19 protein-coding genes are annotated in these 18,624 nt (G+C 59.2%); 9 read left to right on the forward strand and 10 right to left on the reverse strand.

Annotated elements, in window-relative coordinates; all coding sequences use genetic code 11:
* Positions 1 to 4: 4 nt before the first annotated feature.
* The 3 genes from LRO94_RS01230 to LRO94_RS01240 are packed head-to-tail and all read left to right on the forward strand — an operon-like array spanning position 5 to position 2,603.
* Positions 5 to 1,084: a COX15/CtaA family protein gene (locus LRO94_RS01230; RefSeq protein WP_095185295.1), complete on the forward strand. Its 1,080-nt coding sequence runs from the start codon at positions 5 to 7 to the stop codon at positions 1,082 to 1,084.
* Positions 1,072 to 1,971: a heme o synthase gene (gene cyoE / locus LRO94_RS01235; RefSeq protein WP_032885070.1), complete on the forward strand. Its 900-nt coding sequence runs from the start codon at positions 1,072 to 1,074 to the stop codon at positions 1,969 to 1,971. Before LRO94_RS01230 ends, cyoE begins: the two co-directional genes overlap by 13 nt.
* A complete protein-coding gene (locus LRO94_RS01240; RefSeq protein ID WP_032885068.1) occupies positions 1,968 to 2,603 on the forward strand; it encodes an SCO family protein in 636 nt (211 codons plus the stop codon). The genes cyoE and LRO94_RS01240 overlap by 4 nt, the downstream gene beginning before the upstream one ends.
* Positions 2,604 to 2,745: 142 nt before the next feature.
* Here the strand turns inward: LRO94_RS01240 and LRO94_RS01245 are convergent, their stop codons facing one another.
* Genes LRO94_RS01245 through LRO94_RS01255 form a run of 3 tightly spaced genes read right to left on the reverse strand, consistent with a single transcriptional unit; the run spans position 2,746 to position 5,249 of the window.
* On the reverse strand, positions 2,746 to 3,516 hold the full coding sequence (locus LRO94_RS01245) for a MetQ/NlpA family ABC transporter substrate-binding protein (protein WP_032885066.1): 771 nt from the start codon (positions 3,514 to 3,516) through the stop codon (positions 2,746 to 2,748).
* Between the two features lie 51 nt (positions 3,517 to 3,567).
* On the reverse strand, positions 3,568 to 4,242 hold the full coding sequence (locus LRO94_RS01250) for a methionine ABC transporter permease (RefSeq protein ID WP_032885064.1): 675 nt from the start codon (positions 4,240 to 4,242) through the stop codon (positions 3,568 to 3,570).
* Positions 4,242 to 5,249, reverse strand: a complete 1,008-nt coding sequence (locus LRO94_RS01255) for a methionine ABC transporter ATP-binding protein (RefSeq protein ID WP_032885062.1) — start codon at positions 5,247 to 5,249, stop codon at positions 4,242 to 4,244. The genes LRO94_RS01250 and LRO94_RS01255 overlap by 1 nt, the downstream gene beginning before the upstream one ends.
* 265 nt (positions 5,250 to 5,514) lie before the next feature.
* Between LRO94_RS01255 and katE the strand changes: the two genes are divergently transcribed.
* Complete coding sequence (gene katE, locus LRO94_RS01260; protein ID WP_179179704.1) at positions 5,515 to 7,656, forward strand: catalase HPII; 2,142 nt, start codon at positions 5,515 to 5,517, stop codon at positions 7,654 to 7,656.
* Between the two features lie 101 nt (positions 7,657 to 7,757).
* Here the strand turns inward: katE and LRO94_RS01265 are convergent, their stop codons facing one another.
* From LRO94_RS01265 to zur, 4 genes are read right to left on the reverse strand one after another with little or no spacing between them, the layout of a single operon-like run.
* Positions 7,758 to 8,477 carry a PA5502 family lipoprotein gene (locus LRO94_RS01265; RefSeq protein ID WP_032885060.1) on the reverse strand — a complete coding sequence of 240 codons (720 nt, stop codon included), beginning with the start codon at positions 8,475 to 8,477 and terminating at the stop codon, positions 7,758 to 7,760.
* Between the two features lie 37 nt (positions 8,478 to 8,514).
* Positions 8,515 to 9,303 carry a zinc ABC transporter permease subunit ZnuB gene (gene znuB / locus LRO94_RS01270; RefSeq protein WP_032885058.1) on the reverse strand — a complete coding sequence of 263 codons (789 nt, stop codon included), beginning with the start codon at positions 9,301 to 9,303 and terminating at the stop codon, positions 8,515 to 8,517.
* Positions 9,296 to 10,081, reverse strand: coding sequence for a zinc ABC transporter ATP-binding protein ZnuC (gene znuC / locus LRO94_RS01275; RefSeq protein WP_032885056.1), 786 nt, complete (start codon positions 10,079 to 10,081; stop codon positions 9,296 to 9,298). Before znuC ends, znuB begins: the two co-directional genes overlap by 8 nt.
* Positions 10,081 to 10,563: a zinc uptake transcriptional repressor Zur gene (gene zur, locus LRO94_RS01280; RefSeq protein ID WP_032885055.1), complete on the reverse strand. Its 483-nt coding sequence runs from the start codon at positions 10,561 to 10,563 to the stop codon at positions 10,081 to 10,083. Before zur ends, znuC begins: the two co-directional genes overlap by 1 nt.
* Before the next feature lie 58 nt (positions 10,564 to 10,621).
* Between zur and LRO94_RS01285 the strand changes: the two genes are divergently transcribed.
* Positions 10,622 to 11,551 carry a zinc ABC transporter substrate-binding protein gene (locus LRO94_RS01285; RefSeq protein ID WP_032885054.1) on the forward strand — a complete coding sequence of 310 codons (930 nt, stop codon included), beginning with the start codon at positions 10,622 to 10,624 and terminating at the stop codon, positions 11,549 to 11,551.
* A gap of 128 nt (positions 11,552 to 11,679) precedes the next feature.
* Here LRO94_RS01285 and LRO94_RS01290 read toward each other — a convergent pair whose 3' ends face one another.
* A complete protein-coding gene (locus tag LRO94_RS01290) occupies positions 11,680 to 12,633 on the reverse strand; it encodes a homoserine kinase (protein ID WP_095185300.1) in 954 nt (317 codons plus the stop codon).
* 56 nt (positions 12,634 to 12,689) lie between these two features.
* Positions 12,690 to 12,980, reverse strand: a complete 291-nt coding sequence (locus tag LRO94_RS01295) for a DUF2782 domain-containing protein (RefSeq protein ID WP_032885051.1) — start codon at positions 12,978 to 12,980, stop codon at positions 12,690 to 12,692.
* Positions 12,981 to 13,054: 74 nt separating this feature from the next.
* Between LRO94_RS01295 and polA the strand changes: the two genes are divergently transcribed.
* Positions 13,055 to 15,832 (forward strand): DNA polymerase I, encoded by a 2,778-nt coding sequence (gene polA, locus LRO94_RS01300; protein ID WP_179179703.1) that lies wholly within the window; start codon positions 13,055 to 13,057, stop codon positions 15,830 to 15,832.
* 269 nt (positions 15,833 to 16,101) lie between these two features.
* On the opposite strand, the gene yihA is transcribed toward polA, so the two are convergent.
* A complete protein-coding gene (gene yihA, locus LRO94_RS01305) occupies positions 16,102 to 16,743 on the reverse strand; it encodes a ribosome biogenesis GTP-binding protein YihA/YsxC (RefSeq protein ID WP_032885049.1) in 642 nt (213 codons plus the stop codon).
* A 204-nt stretch (positions 16,744 to 16,947) separates the two neighbouring features.
* Here yihA and LRO94_RS01310 point away from each other — a divergent pair, with 204 nt between their 5' ends.
* From LRO94_RS01310 to dsbA, 3 genes are all read left to right on the forward strand, one after another.
* Entirely contained in the window at positions 16,948 to 17,157 is a 210-nt protein-coding gene (locus tag LRO94_RS01310) for a cytochrome (RefSeq protein WP_233896924.1), read from the forward strand.
* 33 nt (positions 17,158 to 17,190) lie between these two features.
* On the forward strand, positions 17,191 to 17,817 hold the full coding sequence (locus LRO94_RS01315) for a c-type cytochrome (RefSeq protein WP_032885048.1): 627 nt from the start codon (positions 17,191 to 17,193) through the stop codon (positions 17,815 to 17,817).
* A gap of 168 nt (positions 17,818 to 17,985) precedes the next feature.
* On the forward strand, positions 17,986 to 18,621 hold the full coding sequence (gene dsbA, locus LRO94_RS01320; protein WP_032885047.1) for a thiol:disulfide interchange protein DsbA: 636 nt from the start codon (positions 17,986 to 17,988) through the stop codon (positions 18,619 to 18,621).
* The last annotated feature ends 3 nt before the right edge of the window (positions 18,622 to 18,624 follow it).

Genomic DNA, 18,624 nt, shown 5'->3' on the forward strand with positions numbered 1-18,624 from the left:
CGTCATGGCCAAACCTGGATTTCGCCTCGCGTTGTTTGCCACCTTGCTGGCGCTGATCGTCGTGCTGCTCGGCGCCTATACCCGCCTGACTCATGCCGGCCTCGGTTGCCCGGACTGGCCGGGTTGTTATGGTTTTATCAGCGTGCCGCAAAGTGAAGCCCAGTTGGCCCATGCCGAATTGCATTTTCCTGACACGCCGGTGGAGGCCGACAAAGGCTGGGCCGAAATGACCCATCGCTACTTCGCTGGCACTCTGGGTCTTTTGATTGTGTTGTTGGCGGCGCGCTCTTGGAGTCATCGGCGTGACCCAGGCCAGCCGGTCAAGTTGCCGTTGTTTCTGCTGGCGGTGGTGTTTGCCCAGGCGGCGTTTGGGATGTGGACGGTGACCTTGAAGCTGTGGCCGCAGGTGGTGACAGGGCATCTGCTTGGCGGCTTTGCCACCTTGAGTTTGCTGTTTTTGCTGACCTTGCGCCTGTCCGGTGTACTGCCCGCGCTAATCGTGCCCAAGCGCCTGCAATATTGGGCGACGGCTGGTTTGGTGCTGGTGATCGGACAGATTGCGCTCGGTGGTTGGGTCAGCTCCAATTACGCGGCCGTAGCCTGTGTCGACTTGCCCACCTGCCATGGACAATGGTGGCCGGCGGCAGACTTTGCCAATGGCTTTCACCTGACCCAACACATCGGCCCAAATTATTTGGGCGGCCAGCTCGACAGCGAGGCGCGCACGGCCATTCACCTGACCCATCGTATCGGCGCAGTACTCGTGACCCTGGTCCTGCTCGGCCTGGCCTGGCAACTGCGCGCGGTGGGCATGACGCGTCTGTCGGGCTTGTTGCTGATCGCCCTCGGCGTGCAAATCTGCCTGGGGTTGAGCAATGTGATGTTCGGCCTGCCGCTGGCGGTAGCGGTCGGGCATAACGCGGGCGGTGCCGGGTTGCTGCTGACCCTGGTGCTGGTCAATTACCACGCCCGCACCAGCCTGGTTCGGGTGCGCAATCAGTTGCCGTTCGGCTGGCGCTTCATCCCGCGCAAACACGTATCAGGCCTCATCACCCTTAAAGGAGAGATGCCATGGCGACCTTGATCGGCGCGCGTCACGATCAGGCGATCTGGCGTGACTATCTAGAGCTGACCAAGCCGAAAGTAGTGGTGCTGATGCTCATCACGTCCCTGGTGGGAATGTTCCTCGCCACCCGCGCGGGCGTGCCGTGGACGGTGCTGATTTTTGGCAACTTGGGCATTGCCCTGTGCGCGGGCGGCGCGGCGGCCGTCAACCATGTCGTGGATCGGCGGATCGATGCGGTGATGGCACGCACTCACAAGCGGCCCCTGGCGGAGGGTCGCGTGTCGCCGGTTGCGGCGCTGGCCTTTGCATTGTTTTTGGCTGTTGCAGGGCTGGGCCTGTTGCTGGCGTTCACCAATGCCCTGGCGGCGTGGCTGACCTTGGCCTCGTTGCTCGGCTACGCCGTGATCTACACCGGATTCCTCAAGCGCGCGACGCCGCAGAATATTGTCATCGGCGGGTTGGCTGGCGCTGCACCGCCGCTGTTGGGTTGGGTCGCCGTCACCGGTCACATCAGCGCTGAACCGCTGCTGCTGGTGCTGATCATCTTCGCTTGGACCCCGCCGCACTTTTGGGCCCTGGCCATCCACCGCAAAGAGGAATACGCCAAGGCCGACATCCCCATGCTGCCAGTGACCCACGGCGAGCACTACACCAAGGTGCATATCCTGCTCTACACCTTTGCCCTACTGGCGGTGAGCTTGATGCCCTACGTGATCCATATGAGCGGCCCACTGTACCTGGCGTGCGCGCTGGTATTGGGCGCACGCTTTCTGCAATGGGCCTGGGTGTTGTACCGTGGCGGTCGGCCGCACGCGGCGATCAACACCTTCAAGTACTCTATCTGGTACTTGTTCCTGCTGTTTATCGCCCTGCTCGTAGACCACTACCTACTGTTGAACCTATGACTCGAACTCAAAAAACCGTCTTCATCCTGGTGGCCATCGTCGCGTTGATCATGGGCCTGACCGTCAACAAAGTGCTTAGCGGAAAAGGCCAGGGCGACCCCACCGCGCTGATCGACGCCGGCATCATCCTGCTGCCGCAAAGCCGTCAGCTACCGCCTGTGACCATGACAAATCAGGACGGCCAGCCGGTGGCGTTCAACGAGTTGAAGGGGAAGTGGAGCCTGTTGTTCTTCGGCTACACGTTCTGCCCGGATATCTGCCCGACCACCCTCGCCCAATTGCGCCAGATCAAAAGCGAACTGCCGAAAGAGGCTGTGGATAAGTTGCAAGTGATCCTGGTCAGCGTCGACCCGCATCGCGATACCCCGACTCAGCTCAAGCAGTACTTGGGCTACTTCGATCCGCAATTTGTGGGCCTGACCGGCGCGAATGTGGAGGATGTGCAGAAGGTGTCGAATGCGGTGAGCATCCCGTTTATTCCGGCAGATACCAGCAAGCCGAACTACACCGTCGATCACAGCGGTAACCTGGCGCTCATCGGCCCGGATGGCACGCAGCGTGGGTTTATTCGTTCGCCGTTGAACAACCAGAAATTGGTGGCGCAGTTGCCGGGGTTGTTGCAGCGCAATTAGATGCACCCCAAAACAAATGTGGGAGGTGGCTTGCTCCCGATTGCTGAGTGCCTGTCACTGCATCTGGTGACTGACCCACTGCTATCGGGGGCAAGCCCCCTCCCACATTGTTTGATCTCTGGTGTATTGGAGATCGGGTAGATCAGAACGCCGGCTTGATCGCGCCTTTGTACTTCTCTTCGATGAATTGCTTCACTTCAGGCGTGTGCAGGGCAGCTACCAGCTTCTTCACTGCGTCCGAATCCTTGTTGTCTTCGCGGGTGACCAGGATGTTCACGTAAGGCGAGTCGCTGCCTTCGATCACCAATGCATCCTTGGACGGGTCCAGCTTGGCTTCCAAGGCGTAGTTGGTGTTGATCAACGCCAGGTCGACCTGGGTCAGCACGCGCGGCAGGGTGGCGGCTTCCAGTTCGCGGAACTTCAGGTTTTTCGGGTTTTCGGTGATGTCTTTGATGGTCGACAGGATGTTGGTCGAGTCCTTCAATTTGATCACGCCGGCTTTATCCAGCAGCAACAGCGCGCGGCCGCCGTTGGTGGCGTCGTTAGGGATCACGACGTTGGCACCGCTTGGCAGCTCGTCCAGCTTTTTGTACTTGCTGGAGTAGGCGCCCAGAGGCTCCAAATGCACCGCGCCGACGCTCACCAGGTGAGTGCCCTTGGCTTTGTTGAATTCATCCAGGTACGGCTGGTGCTGGAAGAAATTAGCGTCCAGGCGTTTTTCCGCTACCTGTACGTTGGGCTGTACGTAGTCGGTGAAGACTTTGACCTGCAGGTCCACGCCTTCTTTGGCGAGGGCAGGTTTCACGAATTCCAGGATTTCCGCGTGGGGTACCGGCGAAGCAGCGACCGTCAGGGTCTCGGCATGGGCGGAAAACGCGGCAACGGCGGCGAAAGCAACCAGTAGTTTTTTCATCCAACAAGCTCCTTGTTCGGGCATGTGCCGGCTTTTGGCCGGCAATGGCCGTTATTTTCGAGAAAAGTGCACCACCAGCCTGTCGCCGACGGTTTGCAGAATTTGCACCAGGATCAACAGCATCACCACGGTGACCACCATCACATCGGTCTGGAAACGCTGGTAACCGAAACGGATCGCCAGGTCGCCCAGGCCGCCAGCGCCGACCACACCGGCCATGGCCGTGTAGGACACCAGCGTAATCGCCGTCACCGTAATCGCCGCGAAGATGCCGGGGCGTGCTTCGGGCAACAGTGCATTGGTGATGATCTGGCGAGTGGTTGCGCCCATGGACTGGGTGGCTTCGATAATGCCGCGGTCCACTTCACGCAAGGCGGTTTCCACCAGACGCGCGAAGAATGGCGTGGCGCCCACCACCAGCGGCGGAATCGCACCGGCCACGCCCAGCGAGGTGCCGGTGATCAGTACGGTGAACGGGATCATCACAATCAGCAGGATTATGAACGGCAGCGAGCGCAGGATATTCACGATCAGCGACAGCAGCGCGTACAGGCCTTTTTGCTCGAACAGCTGGCGCGGGCTGGTCAGGAACAGCAGCACGCCCAACGGCAGGCCCAGTAGCACGGTAAAAAACAGCGAACCGAACAGCATGATCATGGTGTCGCCGGTGGCGAGCCAGATTTCGGACCAGTCAATATTGGCGAAGAAACTCAGGAAGATTTCCATTAGCGCAGCACCTCCATGTGGACGTCTGCGGCGGTGAAGCGGGCAAAGGCCGCTTCCATGTCACCGCCGGTGACCGCGAGGGTCAGTTGCCCATAAGGGATGTCTTTGATGCGGTCGATACGGCCGGCGAGGATGCTGTAGTCCACACCCGTTTCGCGGGCGACGGTGCCCAGCAGCGGCGCGTAGGTTGCGTCGCCCTGGAACGTCAGACGTACGATGCGGCCCGGTACGTGGGCGAAGTCATCGCGCTGCTCGCCTTCGTCGACCTGTTCGGCTTCTTGTACAAAACGTTTGGTGGTCGGGTGCTTGGGATGCAGGAAAACGTCGGCTACCGAACCTTGCTCGACGATCACGCCGGCGTCCATCACGGCCACCTGGTCGCATACGCGGCGGATCACGTCCATTTCATGGGTGATCAGCACGATGGTCAGCTTCAGCTCGCGGTTGATCTCAGCCAACAGTTGCAGGACCGACGCGGTGGTCTGTGGGTCGAGGGCGCTGGTGGCTTCGTCGCACAGCAAGATCTTTGGCTTGGTCGCCAGGGCGCGGGCGATGCCGACGCGCTGCTTCTGGCCGCCGGACAATTGCGCGGGGTACTTTTTGGCGTGGTCCGACAAGCCGACGCGGGCGAGCAGTTCAGCCACGCGCAGGTCGATGTCTTTACGCGACAGTTCGCCGGCCAGGGTCAGTGGCAATGCCACGTTATCGGCGACGGTCTTGGACGCCAGCAGGTTGAAGTGCTGGAAGATCATCCCGACCTGCTGACGGAAGCGGCGCAGGCCGTTGGCGTCCAGGGCGGTGACTTCTTCGCCGTCGACCGTGATCTGGCCGCCACTGGGCTCTTCCAGGCGGTTGATCAGGCGCAGCAAGGTGCTTTTACCCGCACCCGAGTGGCCAATCAGGCCAAACACCTGGCCGTTTTCGACGCGCAGACTGGTGGGGTGCAGTGCTGGGATATCCTTACCGGCGACGCGGTAGGTTTTATGGACGTTTTGAAACTCGATCACGTAGCGAACCTTGTGGGGCGCATTGAAAAGGGATCAGCGGTTAGCCGGGCGCGCATTTTAGCCTGTCCATCTAGTGTTTCTTAGCATTTATTTCGCATTCAACCTGCGATTTGGCAATAACGCGATCAAAGGTCATAAAAAAGGAACGGCCCAAAACCCCATCAGTCACTACTTAAGCAACTCGATTTCCCAGGTGCCGTGCCTGGGGTTTTGCTCAAACGAGCCGGGCACCGCTCTGGCCACTTTGAATAAGGAGTTTTGACTGATGAGTACCAAGAAGCCAGCCACACCGCCGAAGAGTGACCTTGCGGGCACCGATACCCTGGATCGTGGTAACACCAACGCCAAATTACACAGCCTGGAACAGTTTCGCTCAGACGCTACTGGCCAAGCCTTGCGCACCAACCAAGGTGTGAAGATTTCCGACAACCAGAACAGCTTGAAGGTCGGCGCGCGAGGGCCTTCGCTGCTGGAAGATTTCATCATGCGTGAAAAGATCACGCATTTTGACCATGAACGCATCCCCGAGCGCATCGTGCATGCCCGAGGTACGGGCGCCCATGGTTATTTCCAATCCTATGAGAACCATTCGGCGCTGACCAAGGCCGGCTTCCTACGCGACCCTGGGCACAAAACCCCGGTGTTCGTGCGTTTTTCCACCGTGCAAGGCCCGCGTGGTTCCGGCGATACGGTGCGTGACGTGCGTGGCTTTGCCGTGAAGTTCTTCACTGATGAAGGCAACTTCGACCTGGTGGGCAACAACATGCCAGTGTTCTTCATTCAGGACGCGATCAAATTTCCGGACTTTGTGCACGCGGTAAAACCTGAGCCGCACAACGAGATTCCTACCGGCGGCTCGGCGCACGACACCTTCTGGGATTTCGTCTCTCTGCAACCGGAGTCGGCACACATGGTGATCTGGGCCATGTCCGACCGGGCTATTCCTAAAAGCCTACGGAGCATGCAGGGTTTTGGCGTACATACGTTCCGCTTCATCAATGCCGAAGGCGTCTCCAATTTCGTTAAGTTTCACTGGCGCCCTACCGCCGGTACGTGTTCGTTGGTGTGGGACGAAGCACAAAAGCTCGCAGGTAAAGACACCGACTACCACCGTCGCGACCTGTGGGAGTCCATTGAAACCGGTGATTACCCTGAGTGGGAACTGGGCGTACAGGTAATCCCTGAAGACAAGGAACACGCCTTCGACTTCGATATTCTCGACCCGACGAAGCTGATTCCGGAGGAATTGGTGCCGATTACGCCGCTGGGCAAAATGGTGCTGAACCGCAATCCGGATAACTTCTTTGCTGAAGTTGAGCAGGTGGCGTTCTGCCCTGGGCATATCGTTCCGGGCATCGACTTCTCCAATGACCCACTGCTGCAGGGGCGCCTGTTTTCCTACACCGACACGCAGATCAGTCGCCTGGGCGGCCCGAACTTTCATGAGTTGCCGATCAATCGGCCGGTAGCGCCATTTCATAACGGCCAGCGCGATGCTATGCACCGCACGGTGATTGACAAGGGGCGTGCTGCTTACGAGCCCAATTCGATCGATGGCGGTTGGCCGAAAGAAACGCCACCTGCGGCGCAGGACGGTGGTTTCGAGTCGTACTACGAGCGTGTTGATGCCAATAAAGTGCGTGAGCGCAGTGAATCGTTCGGCGACCACTTCTCTCAGGCGCGCCTGTTTTTCCGCAGCATGAGCAAGCATGAGCAAGAGCACATCATTGCGGCGTACAGCTTTGAGCTGGGCAAGGTCGAACGTGAGTTTATTCGTGCGCGGCAGGTCAACGAGATCCTGGCCAATATTGACCTGGAGCTGGCCAAGCGCGTGGCGCAGAACCTCGGCCTGCCGGTACCGAAGAAAGGCACAGTGGAAGAACGCGAGACCGCGTTGGCACGCTCGCCTGCTTTGAGCCAGGCGAACTTGCTGCCTGCGGATATCAAGACGCGCAAGGTGGCGATCTTGGCGGCGAATGGCGTGGACGGCGTGGCGATTGCGGCATTGAAGAAGGCCTTGGAAGCCGAGGGTGCGCACGCCAAATTGCTGGGTCCAACCTCGGCACCGCTCACCACGGCGGATGGCAAGAGCCTGCCGGTGGACGCGACGATGGAAGGGTTGCCGTCCATTGCGTTTGATGCGGTCTTTGTGCCTGGCGGTAAAGAGTCAGTGAAGGCGTTGAGCGCGGATGGTGTGGCGTTGCACTACGTGCTGGAGGCTTACAAGCACTTGAAGGCTATTACCGTCGCCACTGATGCCAAGTCGCTGTTGGATCTGTTGAAGCTTGAGGTGGATGCGGGGCTGATCGTGGGGTCGGATGCGAAGGCGTTCAAAGCGTTCTTTGCCGCGATTGGGCAGCATCGGGTATGGGATCGTGAGCCTAAGGCCAAAGCGATTCCGGCTTAACTAATTGGGTGTCTGTTAGACCGCTATCGGGAGCATGCCCCTCCCACATTTTGAACTGTGAATACACTCAAAATGTGGGAGGGGGCATGCTCCCGATGCGTTTATTGCGCCTTGCGCGGAATCAACACAACCTGCGCCGGGATGTGTTTCAGAATCTGCCTGTGAATCTTCAGCTCATACGCCGAATCAATGCGTTTCACCCGTTTGGTCAGCAGCGTAGCCAACCACGGGTAATCCTCGGTGCGTGGCGCCTGAATGCTCACGTCGCACTGGTAATTCACCACGTCGGTGGCAATCGCATCCAGTTGATGGCGCAATTCTTCGATATTGGTGAGGTTCAAGGCCACCGTGGTGCTGGGCGCCGCCGGGTCGATGACCTTGGCGGCGGGCTTGGCCTCGGCGGCCTTGAGCGCCTCTTCGGCTTTATCCAGTTCCACCTTGCGGGCGTGGGTAATAGCGCTGTTGACGCCGCCGGTCAGGGCTGGCGCCTTGGGCATCAGCGCGCGGGCGCGGCTCAGGGCGGTGGCGGCGGCGTTGACGTCACCTTTTTGCAGCACGATCTGGCTGCGCTGCAGGTAGGCTTCGGCCAATTGGCGCTGATAAGGCTCTAGTGTCGGGTCGTTAGGCGACTGGGCCTGCAACGCTGCCAACTGGTCTTCGGCAGTGGCGAGCTCGCTGCTGGCGAGGTTTTGCTCCAGCTGCGCGATGGCCGCAGCACGTGGGTCCGGAGCCTCGGGGGCGGCGGGCGGTGTGCTTTGGCAGGCGCCCAGCAGCAGGGAAAATGCGGCAAGGAGCAGATAACGGGAGGTGAACGGCTTCATTCCTGCGACTCTCTATTTGCGCAAAAAGCGAGCAAGTCTACACCCCTCGACGGGGCAGGACAAAACTCAGCAGAAACAGGGCGGCGGCCGCGACCACAATCGATGGTCCGGCTGGCGTGTCCTTGAACCAGGACAGCGCCAGGCCTCCGCACACTGCTAGCATCCCCAGAAGGCTTGCACCGATGGCCATCTGCTCGGGTGAGCGGGCGTGGCGTTGGGCGGCGGCGGCGGGGATGATCAGCAGCGACGTGATCAACAATACGCCGACAATCTTCATCGCGACAGCGATCACCACGGCGATCAACAACATTAGGGCCATGCGCAAAGCCGATACGGGCAAGCCTTCGACCCTGGCCAGTTCTTCATGCACCGTGATTGCCAGCAGTGGGCGCCACAGGACTACCAGAAGAACCAGAACAGCAGCACTGCCGCCGAGGATCCAGGCCAGGTCCGTTGGGCTGATCGCCAACAGATCGCCGAACAGATAGGCCATCAGGTCGATGCGGACTTCATGCATAAAGCTCAGTACGACCAGGCCTAGTGACAACGTGCTCGGCGCCAGAATGCCCAGCAGGGTATCCGAGGCCAGCGGCTGGCGCTGTTGCAGGGTTACCAGCAGCACCGCCAGCAGCAGGCAGCCCACGGTCACGGCGATGGTCGGGCTTACATCCAGCAGGAAACCCATCGCCACGCCCAGCAGCGCGGCGTGGGACAAGGTGTCGCCAAAGTACGCCATGCGACGCCAGACCACGAATGAGCCCAGCGGGCCAGCCACTAGCGCCAAAGCCAAGCCTGCCAGCAGGGCGTAAAGCAGAAAATCAGCCATGCTTGCAGCTATCTCCATGAACGTGGGTATGAGGTGTGGCCGGATCGTCAACCACAGCGCCATGCAGGTCATGGGCGTGGTCGTGATGGTGGTGGTAGATCGCCAGGCTCTGGGCATTTTTGCCGAACAACTCGACAAACGCCGGGTCGCCGCTGACCTGTTCCGGGTGGCCGGAGCAGCACACGTGGCGGTTGAGGCACACCACTTGGTCAGTGGTGCTCATGACCAGGTGCAGGTCGTGAGAGACCATCAGCACGCCGCAGCCGTGGCGGTCGCGCAGGCGTGTGATCAGGCTGTACAACTCGGCCTGGCCGGCGACATCGACGCCCTGCACGGGCTCATCTAGCACCAGCAACTCGGGCTCGCGCAGCAGGGCGCGGGCCAGCAGTACGCGCTGCATTTCGCCGCCGGAGATGCTCTGCACCGGGCTGTCGATCACTTGTTCGGCGCCGACTTCCTTAAGTGCAGCCTGTGCGCGGACACGGTCTACGCCAGGCACCAGGCGCAGGAAGCGAAGTACAGATAGAGGCAAGGTTGGGTCGACGTGCAGCTTCTGCGGCATGTAGCCCACGCGCAGCTTGGGCTTGCGCCATACGCTGCCGCTGTCGGGCTTGAGCAGGCCAAGCACGGCACGCACCAGGGTGGTCTTGCCGGCGCCATTTGGGCCGATCAGGGTAACGATCTGCCCCGGCTCTACGCTCAGTGCGATGTTATCCAGCACGCTTTGCCCGGCGAACGTGACCCCAACCTGCTCCAGTCGGATTAACGCGTTGCTCATCAAGCCCCCTGGCAGCCCGCGCACAGGCCGACCACTTCGACCGTTTGCCCTTCGACCCTGAAGCCAACGTCGGCGGAGCTTGTGATAATGGCGTCACTGATGCTTTTTTGTTCAAGTTCGATGGCGGCGTGGCACTCGCGACAGATGAGGAACTGGCCCTGGTGCGCGTGCTCTGGGTGGTTGCAGCCGACAAAGGCGTTGAGCGATGCGATGCGGTGTACCAGGCCGTTTTCCAACAGGAAGTCCAGCGCGCGGTACACGGTTGGAGGCGCGGCGCGGCGGCCGTCCTGCTCGCTGAGCACGCCCAGAATGTCATAGGCGCCCAGCGGCTTGTGGCTCTGCCACACGAGCTCCAGCACCCGGCGACGCAAGGCGGTCAGGCGCAGGCCTTTCTGCGCACACAGGGTGTCGGCTTCCGACAGCGCGGTGTGCACGCAGTGAGAGTGGTCGTGGGGACGGCTGGCAAGCGGTGTTTTAGGCATGAGCGGCGACAGATATTTGATAGAGACGTTATTATGTTACCCGTTCCTACGTCATTGAGTGGTCATCGTGTCCCGACTTTTTCCCGTTTTTGTCGTTTTCATCACCAGTTTGTTCATCGCAGGCACAGTTCAGGCCGAGGTGCGGGTACTCACCAGCATCAAGCCTCTGCAGTTGATAGCCGCGGCTGTGCAGGACGGCGTGGCCGTGCCGGAGGTGTTGTTGCCCCCCGGCGCATCGCCGCATAACTTCGCGTTGCGCCCATCCGACGTACGGCGTGTGCAGTCGGTGGATCTGCTGTATTGGATTGGGCCGGATATGGAGAGTTTCCTGCCTCGCGTGTTGAAAGGTCGTACAGCGACGACGGTAGCGGTGCAAGACTTGCCGGGAATGAAACTGCGTCGTTTCGGTGAAGATAGCCATTCTCACGCTGACGATGCCGACGAACATGACCACGATCACCGCCCGGGCAGCCTGGATGCGCATTTGTGGTTGTCCACGGTAAACGCCCGGGTGATTGCTGCACGTATGGCAGCCGACCTGAGCGCCGCTGACCCAGTGAATGCCGAGCGTTACCAGAGCAACGCAAAGGCGTTTGCCGGCCGTCTGGACGCCCTGGATGCACGCCTGAAAAAACGTATGGCGAGCATCGGCGACAAGCCTTACTTCGTGTTCCACGAAGCCTTTGATTACTTCGAAGATGCTTACGGGCTTAAGCACACCGGCGTGTTCAGCGTCGCCTCCGAAGTACAGCCAGGCGCCCAGCATGTAGCGGCAATGCGTACTCGCTTGCAGGAAGTGGGCAAGACCTGCGTGTTCAGTGAACCGCCGTTGCGCCCGCGCTTGGCAGAGACCCTGGTGGCCGGGCTGCCGGTGAAACTGGCTGAATTGGATGCGTTGGGCGGGTATACACCGGCGACGGCTCAGGGTTATGAGCAGGTGCTGGAGAAGCTGGGGAATGACTTGGCCGGTTGCCTGGAGTCGTTGTAAGCCTCACAACGAAGATCAAATGTGGGAGGGGGCTTGCCCCCGATGAAGGCGCTTCAGTCGATGATAATTTGACTGATGCATCGCCATCGGGGGCAAGCCCCCTCCCACATTTTTGACCGGGTTGGTCCTTAGAGCGCGAATGGCAGGTGGACGGTGACCTGCTGGCGCTGCGCCAATCGATGTTCGAACTCGGCGGGATCGTGAATCAACACGTCCTGGCCGGCAAATGACTCAGCGGCAATCAGCCGTGACAGCCAGAACCGCACGCATGCCACTCGCAACATGGTCGGCCAGAGCTCCGCTTCCTTCGCTGTAAACGGTCGCAGTCCAGCATAAGCGCCCAACAACGCACGAGCGCGTTGTCCGTCGATCACACCATCGTCATCCGAACACCAGTCATTCAGCGCGATTGCCACGTCGTAGAGCATCGGGCCCGAGCAGGCATTGTAGAAGTCGATCAAGCCCGTCAGGTGTGTACCTTCGAACATTGCATTGTCGCGGAACAGGTCAGCGTGCACGTTGGCGCGCGGCAGGGCGAGAATCTCGGCCTTATGGGCTTCGATTTCAGTCAATGCAGCGTTCAGCAGGCTTTGCTGTGCATCGTTCAAATGCGAAATTAGCTGCGCACCTTCGCTGAGCATCCAGTCCAGGCCGCGATCAGTTTTGCGTTCCAGCACCTTCTCGCCTTGCGTCGCCAAGTGCAGGTGACCAAGCAACTCACCTACTTGGGCGCAATGCTGTGCGTTGGCGTCTTTGATGTGCTTGCCGGCCAGGCGTGGTTGCAGCAGTGCCGGTTTACCCTTCAATTCGCGCAAAGCCATGCCATCGGTGGTCCGCAGGGCGTATGGCACAGGCAGATCGGCGTCGTGGAGCACGTCGAGCAGTTCGATGAAGAACGGCATCTCCGCGACAGGGCCGCGCTCAACGAGGGTCAGGACGAATTCGCCCTGCTCCAGGCTGATAAAGAAATTGGTGTTTTCGCTGCCGGCAGCAATCCCCTGGAAATCAAGCAGGCGGCCGAGCCCGTAAGGGGCGAGAAAGGTTTCCAGCTCGGGCCGAGCCAGGGGGGTGAACACAGACATGGTTAAAACTGCCATTACGGGCGCCGCTGTGGGCGGCGCCAATTGAAGTTAAGAAATCATTTCCATTCGAAGATCTTCCATGACGGGATCAGCATATCCGGCTGGTCAGAGCGGATGAAGTTTGCGTCGGTTCCGTCCGCGCGCACCAGGAAATAGGGAGGAGCACCTTTAACGGTCACCTTGATTGCATACAGGAATCCGTTTTGACGGTACTCCTGAATAGTCCTGTTGCCTTCCGTGCGAATGGTCACTTCCGGGTCGCCCGAAGGCGCATCGTCTGCCGCCATGGCAGCCATCGGAGCGAGTGCAATCAAGCCAGTCAACAGCAGGCGATTGAATGTACGCATGATAACCTTGTCCCTTTGTTTTCATTGGTCCGGCTATTCTAGCGCCAGACCCGCCGAAAAGGTTGATCCTGCTCATGAGCCAAGCGCCCCTCGTCCTGGTGGACGGTTCTTCTTACCTGTACCGCGCCTTCCACGCGCTGCCACCGCTGACCACTTCCAAAGGCCTGCCGACCGGTGCGGTCAAGGGCGTGTTGAACATGCTCAAAAGCCTGCGCAAGCAGTACCCGGACAGCCCCTTTGCGGTGGTGTTCGACGCCAAGGGTGGGACTTTTCGTGATGACATGTACGCCGAATACAAGGCTAACCGTCCGAGCATGCCCGATGACATGCGCGTGCAGATTGAGCCGCTGCATCAGAGTGTGATCGCCTTGGGCTTCCCGCTGCTGTGCGTTGAAGGCGTTGAGGCCGATGATGTGATCGGCACCCTGGCCCGCAGCAGCGCGGCGGCTGACCGTCCGGTAGTGATCTCCACCGGCGACAAGGACATGGCGCAGTTGGTCGACGGGCACATTACCTTGGTCAATACCATGACCGGTAGCGCCATGGACGTGGACGGCGTAAAGGAGAAATTTGGCGTCGCTCCGGAGCAGATCATCGACTATCTGGCGTTGATGGGTGATTCGTCCGACAACATCCCGGGCGTTCCGGGGATTGGTCCTAAGACCGCTTCCGGCTTGCTGGTGGGTGTGAATGGCGGCCTCAAAGAGCTTTATGAACAGTTGGATATTGTGCCGACTCTGCCGATCCGTGGTGCCAAGACGCTGCCGGCCAAGCTTGAAGAGCACCGGGAGATGGCGTTTCTTTCCTACCAACTGGCGACGATCAAGATTGATGTGCCGCTGGACGTGGGATTGGACGATCTGCACCTGATTGAACCAGATTGCGAGAAGCTGCTGGAGCTTTACACGCTGTTGGAGTTCAAGAGCTGGATTGATGAGATTCAGCGCGATGCCAAGCGTGTTGAACTGAAGGCGGTACCGGTGGCTGAGAAAGCTGTTGAACCCCAAGCGCCCGTAGAAGTCTCGTACACCACAATCCTCGACCAGGCCACGTTCGATCTTTGGCTGAAGAAGCTAAACGACGCGAAGTTGTTCGCTTTCGACACTGAAACTACCGGGATCGACGCCCAACAGGCGCAACTGGTCGGGGTTTCCTTCGCTGTGCAGCCCCATGAAGCAGCGTACATCCCGCTGACCCACTCCTACATTGGTGCGCCGGAACAGCTGGATCGTGACACCGTACTGCTGGCCTTGAAGCCGTTGCTGGAAGATCCGTCCACGCTCAAGGTAGGCCAGCACGCCAAATTCGACATGAATATCTTGGCCAACTGCGCCATTGGCGGCGACCCGGCAAACGGCATCACCGTGCGTGGCATCGCGTTCGACACAATGCTTGAGTCCTACGTGCTGAACTCCACCGCGACGCGCCATGATATGGACAGCCTGGCCAAGAAGTACCTGGACTACGACACTGTCAGCTTCCAGGACATCGCTGGCAAAGGCGCCAAGCAGTTGACGTTTGACCAGATCGCGCTTGAACAAGCGGGTCCCTATGCGGCCGAAGACGCAGATGTAACCTTGCGGTTGCATCAGGAACTGCATGCGCAACTCGCTGCTATCCCGAGCCTGGCCAGTGTGCTGACGGACATCGAAATACCTTTGGTACCCGTGCTGGCCCGCATCGAACGTCAGGGCGCTTTGGTCGATGCGAAGTTGCTCGGCGTTCAGAGTATTGAGTTGGGCAACAAGATGGTTGAGCTGGAACGCCAGGCCTTCGAGATCGCTGGTGAGGAATTCAACCTGGGTTCACCTAAGCAACTCGGGGCGATTCTCTACGAAAAGCTGGGTCTGCCGGTGCTGAAGAAGACTGGCAAAGGACAGGCGTCTACCGCCGAAGAAGTGCTCGCCAAGCTGGCCGAAGATGACTACCCGCTGCCTAAGGTACTCATGCAGTACCGCAGCATGAGCAAGCTCAAAAGCACTTACACCGATCGCCTGCCGGAGCAGATTAACCCGCGCACCGGGCGTGTTCACACGTCATATCATCAGGCTGTGGCGGCAACCGGGCGCTTGTCTTCCAGTGACCCGAACCTGCAGAACATCCCCGTGCGTACCGCCGAAGGGCGGCGGATTCGTCAGGCATTTGTGGCGCCCAAGGGCTACAAGCTGCTGGCGGCGGACTATTCGCAGATCGAACTGCGGATCATGGCGCACTTGTCCAAGGATGAGGGGCTTATGAACGCGTTCCGCAACGACCTGGACGTGCATACCGCGACGGCGGCTGAGGTATTCAAGGTCGAATTGGCTGAGGTCACGTCTAATCAGCGTCGCAGTGCCAAGGCAATCAACTTTGGTCTGATCTACGGCATGGGGGCACAGAAGCTCGGCAAGGACATCGGCGTCGATACCAAGACTGCAAAGGCTTACATCGACGTGTACTTCGCTCGCTACCCAGGGGTTCGCGACTACATGGAGCGCACCCGCGCCCAGGCTGCCGATCAGGGGTACGTGGAAACCTTCTTCGGTCGCCGGCTGTATTTGCCGGATATCAATTCCAATAAGCCTCAGGAGCGCGCGGCTGCAGAACGCACTGCGATCAACGCGCCGATGCAGGGCACGGCGGCGGACATCATCAAGAAAGCCATGGTGCTGGTGGACAACTGGCTGACCGACTCGGGCCTCGATGCCAAGGTGATCTTGCAGGTACACGACGAATTGGTGCTTGAGGTGCGTGAGGACTTGGTCGAGCAGGTCAGCGAGAAGATTCGCGAACACATGAGCGCGGCGGCACAGTTGGATGTGCCGTTGGTGGTCGACGTGGGCGTTGGCGATAACTGGGACGAAGCACACTGATATCGGGGGTTTGCCACCACCAGGCGTGGTGGCAGAGTGCTTTAGTTCAAAAGTCGACGTTGGTTATTTCCAATAGTTTTCTGATACCGCCGGAACTTAACCCGTGAACTGCTACTCAGAGTTACTGAATGGGTGGTGAAGCCCTTCAATGCTCCTATGTTGTGTTAAGTGTTGGCAGATATCTGGGCCCCGCCCTAGCGGTCCAGAACTTGAACCCCGAACTTCCCCTCCCCATACGAAGTCCGGGGTTTTTTTTGCCCGCAGAAAAGTTACTCGGCGATTTCCGCGCCTTTGTCTGCTAATTCCATCCAGCCTGCCAGTACGGTGTAGGCCTCTTCCAGACCCATGCGCTTAGGCGCCGAGAACAGCTGGATGGTGATTGTGTCACCCCAACCTTTACGGATTTCGGCCTGCACTTTGAGCAGAGTGTTCTTGGCGGCGCCGTAGGTCAGCTTGTCGGCTTTGGTCAGCAGGATATGCATGGGCATGCCGCTGGCGACGGCCCAGTCGAGCATCAGCAGGTCGAAGTCAGTCATTGGATGACGGATGTCCATCATCAGAATCAAACCCTTCAAACTCTCCCGGCCACCCAGGTAAGCCTCCAGGTGACGCTGCCAGTGCAGCTTCAGCGGGATAGGTACTTTTGCATAACCATAGCCCGGAAGGTCGACCAGACGCCGATCATCGTCTAGCTTGAAGAAATTGAGCAGTTGCGTGCGGCCCGGTGTTTTCGAGGTGCGCGCGAGGCTGGCGTGGGTCAGGGTGTTCAGCGCGCTGGACTTACCGGCGTTGGAACGACCGGCAAAGGCGACTTCAAAGCCCTCGTCATCAGGGCATTGGTCTACTTTGGCGGCGCTGAGCATAAAGGTGGACTGTTGGCACAGGCCTAGGATGGGATTCTTGAGTTGCATGAGATTTCCGATGTGGGCGGTGCCGAGAAAGGGTGCGGCAAGCGGTGTCGTTTCCGTTTCAGTAGCGCCAGTATATAATGCCGCAGATTTTGTGTGTGCTTTGTCCCAGCGAAGGATGAGGTCCACGGGAGCGAAAGACCTTTATTGCGCATTAGAACGCAAAACGCTCTCAAACCCTGAAAAGGTCGATGTATGACCTGATGGTTGCTCGCTTTTGGTGCCCTGATCCCGCTTTACGGCGCTCAGGCTACACAGGAACCGGAAGCGCTGTACAACCGAGTTTGCGTGGCCACGACAGTGCGACACGTGACCGAGGGTTTCAAGGCAATGCCGCCGCGTGGTTTGTGCATGGACTGCAGTACTGAGGATTACCATGCCGTCATTGAGTTGATGGTGAGTAAACCCGGTAGATAACTCTTAAACCCTTAGCCGTAGTTGGATTAGCTGATGAACAAATTGATCGTGAGTCTGCTGTTGACCTTGGGCATCACTGGCGCTGCCGTCGCTGCAGAGGGCCCCCTTAAAGGTGATGCCACTGCCGGTCAAGCGAAAGCCGCCGTATGTGGTGCTTGCCACGGCCCCGATGGCAACAGCCCGGCGCCGAACTTCCCCAAACTCGCTGGCCAGGGTGAGCGTTACCTGACCAAGCAGATGCAGGATATCAAGAGCGGCAAGCGCACTGTGCTGGAAATGACCGGCCTACTGGCTAACTCCAGCGATCAGGACCTGGCAGACATCGCGGCGTATTTTGCCAGCCAGAAGGGCAGCGTGGGAGCTGCTGATCCTAAATTGGTGGCACGCGGCAAGAAGCTATTTCGCGGTGGCAATCTGGATAAAGGCCTGCCGGCCTGCACCGGCTGCCATTCACCGAACGGCGCAGGTATTGCGGCAGCGGCCTTTCCTCACTTGAGTGGTCAGCACGCTCAATACATCGCCAAGCAGCTGACGGATTTCCGCAAGGAAGAAGGTGGTCGAGCTAACGATGGCGACGCGGCGATCATGCGTACCATCGCCCGCAAGCTGAGCGATGAAGACATCGCAGCCCTCTCCAGTTACATCCAGGGCCTGCACTAAGCGCCTGTAACGTTAACGCTCGATTAATCCCGCGATGCAAGCATAAAAAGGGTGGCCCAGGCCGCCCTTTTTTGTGGCCGGTGCCGTTACACTAACGAACTCATGCCCGCGTAGACCTGTCACACCTAAAGGTCGCGTAAGGCGACTTTATTTGTCCAGGAGTAAAGCATGCGTAATCTGATCCTCAGCGCCGCTCTCGTCACTGTCAGCCTTTTCGGCATGACCGCACAGGCTGCCGACGTGCCGCTTGAAGCCGGTAAAACCTACGTGGAATTGGCCAATCCAGTGCCTGTTTCTGTGCCGGGCAAGGTCGAAGTGGTGGAGCTGTTCTGGTACGGCTGCCCGCATTGCTACGCGTTTGAGCCAGTCATCAACCCTTGGGTCGAGAAGCTGCCTAAAGACGTGAACTTCAAGCGCATCCCGGCCATGTTCGGCGGTCCATGGGATGCCCACGGCCAGCTGTTCCTGACCCTGGAAGCCATGGGCGTGGAGCACAAGGTCCACAACGCGGTATTCAACGCGATCCAGAAAGAAGGCAAGCGCCTGACCAAGCCAGAAGAAATGGCTGACTTCGTCGCGACCCAAGGCGTCGACAAAGACAAGTTCCTGGCCACCTTCAACTCGTTCGCCATCCAAGGCCAGATCAAGCAGGCCAAGGAACTGGCGCAGAAGTACGGCGTACAAGGCGTACCGACCATGATCGTCAACGGCAAATACCGTTTCGACCTGGGCACTACTGGTGGTCCTGAAAATACCCTCAACGTTGCAGACCAGCTGATCGCCAAAGAGCGCGCAGCCAAGTAAGGG

The sequence above is a fragment of the Pseudomonas sivasensis genome, from assembly GCF_021391435.1.
GTDB lineage: Bacteria > Pseudomonadota > Gammaproteobacteria > Pseudomonadales > Pseudomonadaceae > Aquipseudomonas > Aquipseudomonas sivasensis.